The 14,609-nt window shown below is 71.8% G+C and carries 11 protein-coding genes and 1 pseudogene; 8 read left to right on the top strand and 4 right to left on the bottom strand.

Annotation, left to right across the window (positions count from 1 at the left end; translation table 11 throughout):
- Nucleotides 1–12: 12 nt before the first annotated feature.
- The 4 genes from NI25_RS25110 to NI25_RS25095 all read right to left on the bottom strand — a co-directional run bounded on the left by NI25_RS25110 (nucleotide 13) and on the right by NI25_RS25095 (nucleotide 3,783).
- Nucleotides 13–993, bottom strand: a complete 981-nt coding sequence (locus tag NI25_RS25110) for a cation diffusion facilitator family transporter (protein ID WP_061444600.1) — start codon at nucleotides 991–993, stop codon at nucleotides 13–15.
- 5 nt (nucleotides 994–998) lie between these two features.
- Entirely contained in the window at nucleotides 999–1,871 is an 873-nt protein-coding gene (locus NI25_RS25105) for an acyl-CoA thioesterase (protein ID WP_061444599.1), read from the bottom strand.
- 10 nt (nucleotides 1,872–1,881) lie between these two features.
- The gene (locus NI25_RS25100; RefSeq protein ID WP_061444598.1) at nucleotides 1,882–3,039 is read right to left on the bottom strand and encodes an acyl-CoA dehydrogenase family protein; all 1,158 of its coding nucleotides are present in this window, start codon (nucleotides 3,037–3,039) and stop codon (nucleotides 1,882–1,884) included.
- A gap of 129 nt (nucleotides 3,040–3,168) precedes the next feature.
- Nucleotides 3,169–3,783: a TetR/AcrR family transcriptional regulator gene (locus tag NI25_RS25095; protein ID WP_061444597.1), complete on the bottom strand. Its 615-nt coding sequence runs from the start codon at nucleotides 3,781–3,783 to the stop codon at nucleotides 3,169–3,171.
- Nucleotides 3,784–3,880: 97 nt separating this feature from the next.
- Here NI25_RS25095 and NI25_RS25090 point away from each other — a divergent pair, with 97 nt between their 5' ends.
- From NI25_RS25090 to NI25_RS25055, 8 genes and pseudogenes are all read left to right on the top strand, one after another.
- Nucleotides 3,881–5,497 carry a carboxyl transferase domain-containing protein gene (locus NI25_RS25090; RefSeq protein WP_061444596.1) on the top strand — a complete coding sequence of 539 codons (1,617 nt, stop codon included), beginning with the start codon at nucleotides 3,881–3,883 and terminating at the stop codon, nucleotides 5,495–5,497.
- Nucleotides 5,498–5,535: 38 nt separating this feature from the next.
- Nucleotides 5,536–7,560, top strand: a complete 2,025-nt coding sequence (locus NI25_RS25085; protein WP_061447090.1) for an acetyl/propionyl/methylcrotonyl-CoA carboxylase subunit alpha — start codon at nucleotides 5,536–5,538, stop codon at nucleotides 7,558–7,560.
- Nucleotides 7,557–8,504, top strand: a complete 948-nt coding sequence (locus NI25_RS25080; RefSeq protein WP_061444595.1) for a hydroxymethylglutaryl-CoA lyase — start codon at nucleotides 7,557–7,559, stop codon at nucleotides 8,502–8,504. The genes NI25_RS25085 and NI25_RS25080 overlap by 4 nt, the downstream gene beginning before the upstream one ends.
- A 5-nt stretch (nucleotides 8,505–8,509) precedes the next feature.
- On the top strand, nucleotides 8,510–9,670 hold the full coding sequence (locus NI25_RS25075; protein ID WP_061447089.1) for an acyl-CoA dehydrogenase family protein: 1,161 nt from the start codon (nucleotides 8,510–8,512) through the stop codon (nucleotides 9,668–9,670).
- 129 nt (nucleotides 9,671–9,799) lie between these two features.
- The gene (desE, locus tag NI25_RS25070) at nucleotides 9,800–10,849 is read left to right on the top strand and encodes a siderophore-binding protein DesE (RefSeq protein ID WP_061444594.1); all 1,050 of its coding nucleotides are present in this window, start codon (nucleotides 9,800–9,802) and stop codon (nucleotides 10,847–10,849) included.
- Between the two features lie 29 nt (nucleotides 10,850–10,878).
- A pseudogene (locus NI25_RS25065) lies at nucleotides 10,879–11,738 on the top strand (siderophore-interacting protein).
- Between the two features lie 157 nt (nucleotides 11,739–11,895).
- Nucleotides 11,896–13,338 carry a lysine decarboxylase DesA gene (gene desA / locus NI25_RS25060; RefSeq protein WP_061444593.1) on the top strand — a complete coding sequence of 481 codons (1,443 nt, stop codon included), beginning with the start codon at nucleotides 11,896–11,898 and terminating at the stop codon, nucleotides 13,336–13,338.
- Nucleotides 13,322–14,605: a lysine N(6)-hydroxylase/L-ornithine N(5)-oxygenase family protein gene (locus NI25_RS25055; protein ID WP_061444592.1), complete on the top strand. Its 1,284-nt coding sequence runs from the start codon at nucleotides 13,322–13,324 to the stop codon at nucleotides 14,603–14,605. The genes desA and NI25_RS25055 overlap by 17 nt, the downstream gene beginning before the upstream one ends.
- Nucleotides 14,606–14,609: the final 4 nt, after the last annotated feature.

Here is a 14,609-nt window from a genome sequence, read left to right as displayed (position 1 = left end):
CTGCCACGGCTCCTACGGCCAGGGGTTGAGCCCCTCCGAGCGGCGCTGCGCGAAGCCCGGCGTCGGGTCCAAATAGACCCGGCGCACGATCGGGAACTCCTCGCGCAGCCGCTGCTCGGCCCGCTCGCACGCCCACTCGATCTGCGCCGCCGTCGACACGTCCCGGAAGTCGACCTTGGCGGCGACCAGGGCCTCGCCCGGCCCCTGCACGAGAGTGGTCAGTTCCAGCACGGCCTCGATGTGCTCGACGGCCACCAGCTCCGCCCGGATCCGGTCCCGCACGGAGCGCGGCAGGGCGCGGCCCACGAGGAACTCGGCGTTGGAGCGGCCCAGCACCCAGGCGACGTACAGGAGCAGCGCGCCGATGCACAGCGAGGCGACGGCGTCCCAGACGCCCGATCCGGTGAGCTGTCCGCCGAGCAGCCCGCCCGCGGCCAGGAGCAGGCCGGCCAGGGCGGCGGAGTCCTCCATGACGACGGCCTTGACGGCGGTGTCGGGGGTGCGGCGCAGATAGCGGCCGAAGGAGACCCGGTGGTGGGCGGCCTCGCCGCGGACCTGCCTGAGGCCGGTGCGCAGCGAGTAGCCCTCCAGGAGGAAGGCGACGGCCAGGACGATGTACGACGCCAGCGGGTCGCCGAGGTCCTCGCCGTGGGTGAGCGTGTGGATGCCGTCGTAGAGGGAGAAGACGGCGCCGCCGACGAAGGTGGCGACGGCGGCGAGCAGCGCCCAGACGTACCGCTCGGGGCCGTGGCCGAGGGGGTGGTCCTCGTCGGCGGGGCGGACGCTGCGTTTGAGCGAGGTCAGCAGCAGGACCTCGGTGACGGTGTCGGCGACCGAGTGCGCGGCCTCGGACAGCATGGCGCTGGAGCCGCTGATCACGCCGGCCACCGCCTTGGCGACGGCGATGCCCAGATTGGCGAAGGCGGCGACGAGCACCGTGAAGGTGCTGTCGCCGTTCTTCTTCGCGTCCGCCGTGTCCCCTGTGTCCGCCATGCCCCTCAGTGTTCCCGAGGGACGCGGACCACGCCTTCCTGGACGACCGAGACGGCGAGCCGGCCGTCCTGGGTGTGGATGCGGGCCTGGCCGAGGCCCCGGCCGCCGGACGCGGACGGCGACTGCTGGTCGTACAGCAGCCATTCGTCGGCGCGGAAGGGGCGGTGGAACCACATGGCGTGGTCCAGTGAGGCCCCGACGACGTCGCCGACGGCCCAGCCGCCGCGGCCGTGCGCGAGCAGGACCGAGTCGAGCAGGGTCATGTCGGAGACGTAGGTGGCGAGGACGACGTGCAGCAGGGGGTCGTCCGCGAGTTTGCCGTTGGTGCGGAACCACACCTGGGAGTGCGGTTCGCGCGGGGTGCCGAAGTCCCCGAAGGGCGGGTCGTCGACGTAGCGCAGGTCGACGGCGGCGCGGGCCTCCAGGAAGCGCTCCACGGTCTCGGCGGGCAGGTGCGGGTAGGCCCGCAGCCGTTCCTCGCCGGTGGGGAGGGTCGCCGGGTCCGGTGCGGGCGGCATCGGGGCCTGGTGGTCCAGGCCCTCCTCGTACGTCTGGAAGGACGCCGACAGGGTGAAGATCGGCTTGCCGTGCTGGACGGCGACGACGCGGCGGGTGGTGAAGGAGCGGCCGTCGCGCAGCCGGTCGACGTTGTAGACGATGGGGGCGCCGGGGTCGCCGGGGCGCAGGAAGTACGCGTGCAGGGAGTGCGCGTGCCGGTCCGCCGGGACCGTGCGGCCGGCGGCGACCATGGCCTGGGCCGCCACCTGCCCGCCGAAGACCCGGGGGACGACGGCGGAGCGGGAGCGGCCGCGGTAGATGTCCTCCTCGATCCGCTCGAGGTCGAGCAGATCGAGGAGGGACTGGAGTGCTTCGCTCATGACCCTCGGGTCACAGCCCCATGTTCTTCGCGATGATCATCTTCATGACCTCGCTGGTGCCGCCGTAGATGCGGTTGACGCGGTTGTCCGCGTACAGGCGGGCGATCGGGTACTCGTTCATGTATCCGTAGCCGCCGTGCAGCTGGAGGCAGCGGTCGATGACGCGGTGGGCGACCTCGGTGCAGAACAGCTTGGCGCTGGCGGCCTCGGCGGGGGTCAGCTCGCCGGCGTCCAGGGCCTCGGTGGCGCGGTCGGCGACGGCCTCGGCGGCGTCCACCTCGGCCTGGCAGGCGGCCAGCTCGAACTTGGTGTTCTGGAAGTGCGCGACCGGCTTGCCGAAGACGGTGCGCTCCTGCACGTACTGGGTGGCGAAGCGGACCGCGGCCTTGGCCTGGGCGTAGGCGCCGTAGGCGATGCCCCAGCGCTCGGAGGCCAGGTTGTGGCCGAGGTAGGAGAAGCCCTTGTTCTCCTCGCCGAGCAGGTCCTCCGCGGGGACCTTGACGTCGACGAAGGCCAGCTCGGCGGTGTCGGAGGTGCGCAGGCCCAGCTTGTCCAGCTTGCGGCCGACGGAGTAACCCTCGGACTTGGTGTCCACGGCGAACAGGGAGATGCCGTGGCGGCGGTCCTCGGCGGTGGGCGCGGCGGTGCGGGCGCAGACGATCACCTTGTCGGCGTGCACGCCGCCGGTGATGAAGGTCTTGGCACCGTTGAGGACGTAGTGGGTGCCGTCCTCGGAGAGCTTGGCGGTGGACTTCATGCCCGCGAGGTCGGAGCCGGTGCCCGGCTCGGTCATCGCGATGGCCCACATCTCCTCGCCGGTGACGAACTTCGGCAGGTAGCGCTTCTTCTGCTCGTCGGTGGCCAGCATGTTGATGTAGGGCAGGGCGAGCAGCACGTGGACGCCGGAGCCGCCGAACTGGACGCCCGCGCGTGCGGTCTCCTCGTAGAGGACGGCCTCGAACTTGTGGCTGTCCATGCCGGCGCCGCCGAACTCCTCGGGCACGTTGATGCCGAAGATGCCCAGCTCGCCGAGCTTGTAGTAGAACTCGCGCGGCGCCTGGCCCGCGGCGAACCAGTCGTCGTAGACGGGGACGACCTCGGCCTCGATGAAGGCGCGGAGGGTCTCCCGGAACGCCTCGTGGTCCTCGTTGAACACCGTACGGCGCACCGCGCCACCTCCAGGGTCGAATGTCTAAGCGCTTGCTCAGACTCAACCGTACCGGCGGGTAGGGACGGGCGTCCAGACCGGGACGCGGGTAACCCTCGTCACTCCGGGAAGCGGGGCGCCGAACCGGCCCTACGCCTCCCCCACCGCCGCGAACGCCCCCCGCGCCATCCGGTGCAGCAGTTCCGCCGTCGCCGCGCGTCCCGGGCGGCCCAGGTGCGGGGTGGAGTTCAGGAGGCCGAAGACCGAGTGGACGGCGGAGCGGGCGGCGGGCTCGGCGAGCGCGGGGTAGACCTCCCGGAGCACCCCGACCCACAGCTCGACGTACTGGCGCTGCAACTGCCGCACCATCTTGCGGTCGGCGTCCCGCAGGCGGTCCAGCTCGCGGTCGTGCAGGGTGATGAGCGGGCGGTCGTCGAGCGCGAAGTCGATGTGCCCCTCGATGAGCGAGTCGAGGACCGCCCCGGGACCCGTCGCGCCGGCGCCCGCCCCGGAGCCGGCCGCCCCGTCCGCCTCCGCCAGCCGCCGCTTCGCCCCGGTCAGCAGCGAGTCGCTGATCCCGACCAGCAGCTCGGCGAGCATCGCGTCCTTGCCGGGGAAGTGCCGGTACAGGCCGGGGCCGCTGATGCCGACCGCGGCGCCTATCTCGTCGACGCCGACCCCGTGGAAGCCGCGCTCGGCGAAGAGCCGGGCGGCCTCCTTGAGGATCTGCTCGCGGCGGGTGGGGGCGTCGGTTCTGGTGGCCATGGAGTCGATTCTAGACAGGGAGGTTAGCGGTCGTTAACCTGAAGGAAATGCGTTAACGCTCATTAACTGGTCGATCACTGGGTGAGGGGACCGCAGGATGCAAGAGGCACCGGAGCTGACGACGGCGGCCGACCCCGCCTCGGAGGCCTTTCGGGCCAACGAGGAGGCGCACGCCGCCCTCGTTCAGGAGCTGCGCGCCAAGCTCGCGGCGGCCCGGCTGGGCGGCGGCGAGCGGGCGCGGGCCCGGCACACCGCGCGCGGCAAGCTGCTGCCGCGCGACCGCGTGGACACGCTGCTCGATCCGGGCTCGCCGTTCCTGGAGCTGGCGCCGCTCGCGGCCGACGGGCTCTACGACGGAGCGGCCCCGGCCGCCGGCGTCATCGCCGGCATCGGGCGGGTCAGCGGCCGGGAGTGCGTGATCGTCGCCAACGACGCCACCGTCAAGGGCGGCACGTACTACCCGATGACCGTGAAGAAGCACCTTCGGGCGCAGGAGGTGGCGCTGGAGAACCGGCTGCCGTGCCTGTACCTGGTGGACTCCGGGGGCGCCTTCCTGCCGATGCAGGACGAGGTCTTCCCCGACCGGGAGCACTTCGGGCGGATCTTCTACAACCAGGCCCGGATGTCCGGCGCCGGCATCCCGCAGATCGCCGCCGTCCTCGGCTCCTGCACGGCGGGCGGCGCGTACGTCCCGGCGATGAGCGACGAGGCGGTGATCGTCCGCAACCAGGGCACGATCTTCCTGGGCGGCCCGCCGCTGGTGAAGGCGGCCACCGGCGAGGTCGTCACGGCGGAGGAGCTGGGCGGCGGCGAGGTCCACTCGCGCGTGTCCGGCGTGACCGACCACCTGGCCGAGGACGACGCGCACGCGCTGCGCATCGTGCGGCAGATCGTCTCCACCCTGCCGGAGCGCTCCACGCTCCCCTGGGGCGTGGAGGCGGCCGTCGAGCCGAAGGTGGACCCGCAGGGGCTGTACGGCGCGGTGCCGGTCGACTCCCGCACCCCCTACGACGTCCGCGAGGTCATCGCGCGCGTGGTGGACGGCTCCCGCTTCGCCGAGTTCAAGTCCGAGTACGGACAGACCCTGGTCACCGGCTTCGCCCGGATCCACGGCCACCCGGTCGGCATCGTCGCCAACAACGGCATCCTGTTCTCCGAGTCGGCCCAGAAGGGCGCCCACTTCATCGAGCTGTGCGACCAGCGCGGCATCCCGCTGGTGTTCCTGCAGAACATCTCCGGGTTCATGGTGGGCCGGGACTACGAGGCCGGCGGCATCGCCAAGCACGGCGCCAAGATGGTCACGGCGGTGGCGTGCACGCGCGTGCCGAAGCTGACGGTGGTCGTCGGCGGGTCGTACGGCGCGGGGAACTACTCGATGTGCGGGCGGGCGTATTCGCCGCGCTTCCTGTGGATGTGGCCCAACGCCAAGATCTCCGTGATGGGCGGCGAGCAGGCCGCGTCCGTGCTGGCCACGGTCAAGCGGGACCAGTTGGAGGGTCGCGGCGAGGAGTGGCCGGCCGAGGAGGAGGAGTCCTTCAAGGCGCCGATCCGCGCCCAGTACGAGCACCAGGGCAACGCCTACTACGCGACCGCCCGCCTGTGGGACGACGGCGTGATCGAGCCGGCCGACACCCGGCAGGTGCTGGGCCTGGCCCTGACCGCCTGCGCCAACGCGCCGCTGGGCGAGCCCCAGTTCGGCGTCTTCCGGATGTGAGGAGGGGACCCATGGACAACACGAAGGACACGCCGCGCATGTTCGACACCGTGCTCGTCGCCAACCGGGGCGAGATCGCCGTCCGCGTCATCCGGACGCTGCGCTCGATGGGCGTGCGCTCGGTGGCGGTCTTCTCCGACGCCGACGCGGACGCGCGGCACGTGCGGGAGGCCGACGAGGCGGTACGGATCGGCCCGGCGCCGGCGACCGAGAGCTACCTGTCCGTCGAGCGGCTGCTGGAAGCGGCGGCCCGGACGGGCGCGCAGGCCGTGCACCCGGGGTACGGCTTCCTCGCCGAGAACGCCGGCTTCGCGCGGGCCTGCGAGGAGGCGGGGCTGGTCTTCATCGGGCCGCCCGCCGACGCGATCGCCCTGATGGGCGACAAGATCCGCGCCAAGGAGACGGTGCGGGCGGCCGGCGTGCCGGTCGTCCCCGGCTCCAGCGGCAGCGGGCTCACCGACGAGCAGCTGGCCGAGGCCGCCCGCGAGATCGGCACCCCGGTCCTGCTGAAGCCCTCAGCGGGCGGCGGCGGCAAGGGCATGCGGCTGGTGCGCGACGAGGCCGTGCTGGCCGACGAGATCGCCGCGGCCCGCCGCGAGGCCCGCGCCTCCTTCGGCGACGACACGCTGCTGGTGGAGCGGTGGATCGACCGTCCCCGGCACATCGAGATCCAGGTGCTGGCCGACGGCCACGGGAACGTCGTGCACCTCGGCGAGCGCGAGTGCTCGCTCCAGCGCCGCCACCAGAAGGTGATCGAGGAGGCGCCCAGCGTCCTCCTCGACGAGGCGACGCGGGCGGCGATGGGCGAGGCGGCCGTGCAGGCGGCCCGCTCCTGCGGCTACCGGGGCGCGGGCACGGTGGAGTTCATCGTGCCGGGCGGCGACCCCTCGCAGTACTACTTCATGGAGATGAACACCCGCCTCCAGGTCGAGCACCCGGTGACCGAGCTGGTGACCGGCCTGGACCTGGTGGAGTGGCAGCTGCGGGTGGCGGCCGGCGAGCGGCTCGGCTTCGCGCAGGAGGACGTACGGCTGACCGGCCACGCGATCGAGGCCCGGCTGTGCGCGGAGGACCCGGCCCGCGGCTTCCTCCCCTCCGGCGGCACGGTGCTGCGGCTGCGCGAGCCCGAGGGCGACGGCGTGCGCACCGACTCGGGGCTCAGCGAGGGCACCGAGGTGGGCAGCCTGTACGACCCGATGCTGTCCAAGGTGATCGCCTACGGCCCCGACCGGGAGACCGCGCTGCGCAAGCTCCGGGCGGCGCTGGCCGGGACGGTCACCCTGGGCGTGCCCACCAACGCGGGGTTCCTGCGGCGGCTGCTCGCGCATCCGGCGGTGGTCGCGGGCGACCTGGACACGGGGCTGGTGGAGCGGGAGGTCGACGGACTCGTACCGCACGAGGTTCCGGCGGCGACGTACGCGGCGGCCGCGCTGCTGCGCCAGGTCTCCCTCACGCCCGTCGGCGGCCCCGGCTGGGCCGACCCGTTCGCCGCCGCGGACGGCTGGCGCATGGGCGGGGAGCGTGCCTGGACGGCGCACCATCTGCGGGCGGCGGGCCACGACCCGGTGACCGTGCGCGTGCGCCGGGCACCGGCCCGAGGAGTGGAGCTGCTGCTGCCGGGATGCGACACGCCCGTGCGGGGGTCCGGGGGCACGCCTCCGCGGCCCGAGGACGGGTACCGGTTCACCTTCCTGCTCGACGGCGTCGCCCACACCTTCACCGCCCTGCCGGACGGCAGCTGGCTGGGCCGCGACGGTGACGCCTGGCACGTGCGCGACCACGACCCGGTCGCCGCCTCCCTCAACCGGGCCGCCCACGCGGGCGCCGACTCGCTGACCGCGCCGATGCCGGGCACGGTGACGGTGGTGAAGGTCGCCGTCGGCGACGAGGTGAGCGCCGGGCAGAGCCTGCTGGTGGTGGAGGCGATGAAGATGGAGCACGTCATCTCCGCCCCGCACGCGGGCACCGTCGCCGAGCTGGACGTGGCGCCGGGCACAACGGTCGCCATGGACCAGGTGCTGGCGGTCATCGCACCCACCGACGAGGGGCAGGAGACGACATGAACACCCCGGAGCTGGGGCTCCCGATGCCCGTACCGGCGGACGGACTGCCCGCCCGCGTCCGCATCCACGAGGTCGGCGCCCGCGACGGACTGCAGAACGAGAAGGCGACCGTGCCGACGGCCGTCAAGGCGGAGTTCGTCCGCAGGCTGGCCGGCACGGGCCTGAGCACGATCGAGGCGACGAGCTTCGTCCACCCCAAGTGGGTCCCCCAGCTGGCGGACGCCGAGGACCTGTACCCGCGGGTCTCCGACCTGCCGGTGTCGCTGCCGGTGCTGGTGCCGAACGAGCGGGGCCTGGACCGGGCCCTCGCGCTCGGCGCGCGCCGCGTCGCGGTGTTCGCCAGCGCCACGGAGTCCTTCGCCAAGGCCAACCTCAACCGCACGGTGGACGAGGCGCTGGCCATGTTCGAGCCGGTGGTGACCCGGGCGAAGGGCGAGGACGTCCACGTACGCGGTTACCTCTCGATGTGCTTCGGCGACCCGTGGGAGGGCCCGGTCCCGCTCCCCCAGGTGGTGCGGGTCTGCCGGGCGCTGCTGGACATGGGGTGCGACGAGCTGAGTCTCGGCGACACCATCGGGGTCGCCACCCCGGGCCATGTGACGGCCCTGCTCACCGCGCTGGCCGAGGCGGGCGTGCCGGTGTCCGCGCTGGGCGTCCACTTCCACGACACCTATGGCCAGGCCCTGTCCAACACGCTGGCCGCACTCCGGCAGGGCGTCACCACGGTGGACGCCTCCGCCGGCGGCCTGGGCGGCTGCCCGTACGCGAAGTCCGCCACCGGCAACCTCGCCACCGAAGACCTCGTGTGGATGCTGCGGGGCCTCGGCATCGACACCGGAGTCGACCTCGGCCGTCTCGTCGCCACAAGCGTCTGGATGGCCGCGCACCTGGGCCGGCCCAGCCCGTCCCGCACCGTTCGAGCCCTCTCCCACCAGGAGTCGTGAACACCATGGACCACAAGCTCTCCCCCGAACTCGAGGAACTGCGCCGCACGGTGGAGGAGTTCGCCCACGACGTGGTGGCGCCCAAGATCGGCGACTTCTACGAGCGGCACGAGTTCCCGTACGAGATCGTCCGCGAGATGGGCCGCATGGGCCTGTTCGGGCTGCCGTTCCCGGAGGAGTACGGCGGCATGGGCGGCGACTACTTCGCCCTCGGCATCGCCCTGGAGGAGCTGGCCCGGGTCGACTCGTCGGTGGCGATCACGCTGGAGGCGGGCGTCTCGCTGGGCGCGATGCCCCTGCACCTGTTCGGCACCGAGGAGCAGAAGCGCGAGTGGCTGCCCCGGCTGTGCTCCGGCGAGATCCTGGGCGCCTTCGGCCTCACCGAGCCGGACGGCGGCAGCGACGCGGGCGCGACCCGGACCACGGCCCGCCTGGACGAGGCGACGAACGAATGGGTGATCAACGGCACCAAGTGCTTCATCACCAACTCCGGCACGGACATCACCGGCCTGGTGACCGTCACGGCGGTCACCGGCCGCAAGCCGGACGGACGGCCCCTGATCTCGTCGATCATCGTCCCGTCGGGCACCCCGGGCTTCACGGTGGCCGCCCCGTACTCCAAGGTCGGCTGGAACGCGTCGGACACCCGTGAGCTGTCCTTCGCCGACGTCCGGGTCCCGGCGGCGAACCTGCTGGGCGAGCAGGGGCGCGGCTACGCGCAGTTCCTGCGCATCCTGGACGAGGGCCGGGTCGCCATCGCCGCGCTGGGCACGGGGCTCGCGCAGGGCTGTGTGGACGAGTCGGTCGCCTACGCGAAGGAACGTCACGCCTTCGGCAAGCCCATCGGCGCCAACCAGGCCATCCAGTTCAAGATCGCCGACATGGAGATGAAGGCCCACACCTCCCGCCTCGCCTGGCGGGACGCGGCCTCGCGGCTGGTGGCGGGCGAGCCGTTCAAGAAGGAGGCGGCGCTGGCGAAGCTGTACTCGTCGACGGTCGCGGTGGACAACGCCCGGGACGCCACCCAGATCCACGGCGGCTACGGCTTCATGAACGAGTACCCGGTGGCCCGCATGTGGCGGGACGCGAAGATCCTGGAGATCGGCGAGGGCACCAGCGAGGTCCAGCGGATGCTGATCGCACGGGAGTTGGGGCTGGTGAGCTGAGACCCGGACGGCCGTGGGCGGGGCCGCACCCGGGCCCCGCCCCTGGACAAGATCTGAGGTTAGGCTAACCTACCTTCGAATTGTCCCGCAGAGCGCGACGCTCCGCACCGTTCGAAGGCAGCCACCACCATGTCCAACGCCAGAGCTACCCACCCCACCCGCCGCGGAATCCTCGCCGCCGGTGGCGCCCTCGGCCTCGGTGCCGTGCTCGCGGCCTGCGGGGACGACGACGGCAAGAGCGGCGGCTCGGGCGACGAGACGGGTGGCGGCGCCAAGTCCGGCCCCTGGTCCTTCAAGGACGACCGCGGCACGACCGTGAAGCTGGACAAGGTGCCGACGAACATCGTCGCCTTCACCGGTGTCGCCGCCGCCCTCTACGACTACGGGGTCCAGGTCAAGGGCGTCTTCGGCCCGACCACCACCAAGGACGGCAAGCCCGACGTGCAGGCCGGCGACCTCGACGTGGACAAGGTCACCGTCCTCGGCAACGAGTGGGGCAAGCTCAACGTCGAGAAGTACGCCTCCCTCGCCCCCGAGGTGCTCATCACCACGACCTTCGACACCGCGGGCACTCTCTGGTCCGTCCCGGAGGAGTCGAAGGACAAGATCGCCAAGCTGGCCCCGAGCGTGGCCGTCTCGGTCTTCGACCGCCAGCTCACCCAGCCGCTGCAGCGCATGTGGGAGCTGGCCGAGTCGCTCGGCGCGGACATGAAGGCCAAGAAGGTCACCGACGCCAAGGCCGCCTTCGACAAGGCCGCCGCCCGGCTGCGCGCCGCCGCCAAGGCCCGGCCCGAGATCCGGGTGCTGGCCGGTTCCGCGAGCCCCGACCTGTTCTACGTCTCCGGCACCAACCTCTCGGTGGACCTGGAGTACTTCAAGGCCCTCGGCGTGAACTTCGTCGAGCCCTCCGAGGAGGCCAAGAAGGCGACCGGCGGCTGGTTCGAGTCCCTGAGCTGGGAGAACGTGGACAAGTACCCGGCCGACGTCATCATCATGGACGACCGCGCCTCCACCATCCAGCCCGCGGACATCACCGAGGGCACCTGGAAGAAGCTCCCCGCGGTCAAGGCCGGCCAGGTCATCGCCCGCTCCCCCGAGCCGATCCTGTCCTACGACAAGTGCACGCCGCTCCTCGACAACCTGGCCGAGGCGATCGAGAACGCCAAGAAGGTCGGCTGACCCTCCCCCCTTGACCCCCGGAGCCCTCCATGACGACGGCCGTGGCCGCCCCGTTCCGTTTCTTCTCCCTCCAGGTCGTACGGACGCGGCGGCTCGGACCGTCCCTGGCCCGGGTCACCTTCGCGGGGCCCGACCTGCGCGCCTTCCACTCCGACGGGCAGGACCAGTCCCTGTCGCTGTTCCTGCCGCACCCGGGGCAGGCCGAGCCCGCGGTGCCGGTCGAGCTGGGCGACGGCTGGTGGCAGGGCTGGCGTGAACTGCCCGACGACGTAAGAGCGGTGATGCGCTCGTACACGCTGCGGGCGCTGCGCCGGGACGGCGACGGGCACACCGCCGAGATCGACATCGACTTCGTGCTCCACGGCGTCGAACCGGGCTCGCCGGTCCAGGCGGGCCCCGCCGCCCGCTGGGCCGCCCACGCCGCCCCGGGCGACCGCGTACTGCTGCTCGGCCCCGCCGTCGCCGACAACCGGGCGATCCGCTTCCGGCCGCCCGAGGACACCGACCTGGTGGTGATCTGGGGCGACGAGACCGCCGTGCCGGCCGCCTGCGCCGTCGTGGAGTCACTGCCGGCCGGAACCCGCGCCCGGGTGTGGCTTCGGTGCCGCACGCCGAGGACGTGCAGGACCTCGACACCGTCGCGGACGCCGAGGTCACCTGGCTGGTCGGGGATGCCGGCGGCGGCCCCGAGGCGACGCTGGCCGCGCTCCGGGACGCCCGGCTCCCGTCCGCCGAGCACCCCTACGTCTGGATCGCCGGCGAGTCGGGGTGCGTGAAGCTGCTGCGCCGGCACTTCGTGGCCGAGCGCGGCATCGACCGCCGGCGCGTCACCTTCGTCGGCTACTGGCGCCGGGGCCTGACGGAGGAACAGCTCCGCGAGCAGGGCTGACGTCCGGCCACGACGCCGCCACGCGGGACCACAGTGACGGCGGTCACCCGCAGCCGCGCGTTTGATCCACTCGACTTAGGTTAGGCTAACCTAAGTCGAAGCGAGGGTTCAGCCCTCTCCCGCCCCTCTCGGACCGTCCCCACCGGAGGACCCCCACATGCGCTCGCACCTGCTCAACGACACCACCGCGGAGCAGTACCGCCGCTCCGTGACCGAAGGAGTCGAGCGGGTGGCCGCCAAACTCGCCACCACCGACCGCCCGTTCACCGGTGTCACGGTCGACGCCCTCTCCCCCCGCATCGACGGGATCGACCTCGACCGGCCGCTGCACGACACGGCCGCGGTCCTCGACGAGCTGGAGGACGTCTACCTCCGCGACGCCGTCTACTTCCACCACCCCCGCTACCTCGCCCACCTCAACTGCCCCGTCGTCATACCGGCGGTGCTCGGCGAGGCGGTCCTGTCCGCCGTCAACTCCTCCCTGGACACCTGGGACCAGTCGGCCGGCGGCACGCTCATCGAGCGGAAACTGATCGACTGGACCACGGGCCGCATCGGCCTCGGCCCGGCGGCCGACGGCGTGTTCACCTCCGGCGGCACCCAGTCCAACCTCCAGGCACTGCTGCTGGCCCGCGAGGAGGCCAAGGCCGAGTCCCTCGCCGACCTGCGCGTCTTCGCCTCCGAGGTGAGCCACTTCAGCGTGAAGAAGTCGGCGAAACTGCTCGGTCTCGGCCCCGACGCCGTCGTGTCGATCCCCGTGGACCACGACAAGCGCATGCAGACCGTCGCCCTCGCCCGTGAGCTGGAGCGCTGCGTGAGCGACGGCCTCGTCCCCATGGCCGTCGTCGCCACCGGCGGCACCACCGACTTCGGCTCCATCGACCCGCTGCCCGAGATCGCCGGGCTGTGCGAGCAGTACGGGGTGTGGATGCACGTGGACGCGGCCTACGGCTGCGGGCTGCTGGCCTCCCTGAAGTACCGGGACCGCATCGACGGCATCGAGCGGGCCGACTCCGTCACCGTGGACTACCACAAGTCCTTCTTCCAGCCCGTGAGTTCGTCCGCCGTACTGGTCCGCGACGCGGCCACCCTGCGCCACGCCACCTACCACGCGGAGTACCTCAACCCGCGCCGCATGGTGCAGGAACGTATCCCCAACCAGGTGGACAAGTCCCTCCAGACCACCCGCCGCTTCGACGCGCTCAAGCTGTGGATGACCCTGCGCGTCATGGGCGCCGACGGCATCGGCGAACTCTTCGACGAGGTCTGCGACCTGGCCGCCGAGGGCTGGAGACTGCTCGCCGCCGACCCGCGCTTCGACGTGGTCGTCCAGCCGTCGCTTTCCACCCTGGTCTTCCGCTACATCCCGGCGGCCGTCACCGACCCCGCCGAGATCGACCGCGCCAACCTGTACGCCCGCAAGGCCCTGTTCGCCTCCGGCGACGCCGTGGTCGCGGGCACCAAGGTGGCCGGACGCCACTACCTGAAGTTCACCCTGCTCAACCCCGAGACGACCGCGGACGACATCGCCGCCGTCCTCGACCTGATCGCCGGCCACGCCGAGCAGTACCTGGGAGACTCCCTTGACCGCGCTTCCTGAAGCCCCGGAGACCGCCTACGACTTCGTGGGCATCGGCCTCGGCCCCTTCAACCTCGGCCTCGCCTGCCTCACCGAGCCCATCGACGGGCTGAACGGCGTCTTCCTGGAGTCCAAGGCGGACTTCGAGTGGCACGCCGGCATGTTCCTGGACGGCGCCCACCTCCAGACCCCGTTCATGTCGGACCTGGTCACCCTCGCCGACCCGACCTCGCCGTACTCCTTCCTCAACTACCTGAAGGAGCAGGGGCGGCTGTACTCGTTCTACATCCGCGAGAACTTCTACCCCCTGCGCGTCGAGTACGACGCCTACTGCCGCTGGGCCGCGCACAAGCTGAGCAGCGTCCGCTTCTCCACCACGGTCACCGAGGTCACGTACGACGAGCGGGAGGAGCTGTACGCCGTCGCCACCACCTCCGGCGACACCTACCGCGCCCGCCGTCTCGTCCTCGGCACCGGCACCCCGCCGTACGTCCCGGACGCCTGCCGGGGCCTGGCCGGCGACTTCCTCCACAACTCCCGGTACGTCCAGCAGCGGGCCGAGCTGGTGAAGAAGAAGTCGATCACGCTGGTCGGCAGCGGCCAGTCCGCCGCCGAGATCTACCAGGACCTGCTGGGCGAGATCGACGTCCACGGCTACCAGCTGAACTGGGTCACCCGCTCCCCGCGCTTCTTCCCCCTCGAATACACCAAGCTCACGCTGGAGATGACCTCCCCGGAGTACGTGGACTACTACCACGCGCTGCCCGAGGACACCCGCTACCGCCTCACGGCCGAGCAGAAGGGCCTGTTCAAGGGCATCGACGGCGACCTGGTCAACGAGATCTTCGACCTGCTCTACCAGAAGAGACTCGGCGGCCCGGTCCCCACCCGCCTGCTCACCAACTCCGCGCTGACCAGCGCCCGGTACGCCAACGGCACGTACACGCTCGGCTTCCGTCAGCAGGAGCAGGGCGCGGACTTCGAGATCGAGACCGAGGGCCTGGTGCTGGCCACCGGCTACCGGTACACCGAGCCGGAGTTCCTCAAGCCCGTCCGGGACCGGCTGCGCTACGACTCCCGCGGCAACTTCGACATCGCCCGCAACTACGCCGTGGACGTCACGGGAGCCGGCGTGTTCCTGCAGAACGCCGGGGTCCACGCGCACAGCGTCACCAGCCCCGACCTGGGCATGGGCGCCTACCGCAACAGCTGCATCGTCCGGGAGCTGCTCGGCCGCGAGTACTACCCGGTCGAGAAGACGATCGCGTTCCAGGAGTTCGCCGTATGAGCCG

This window comes from Streptomyces sp. CCM_MD2014 (assembly GCF_000772045.1).
GTDB classification, from domain to species: Bacteria; Actinomycetota; Actinomycetes; order Streptomycetales; family Streptomycetaceae; genus Streptomyces; species Streptomyces salinarius.
This window is presented reverse-complemented; position numbering and strand designations above follow the sequence as displayed.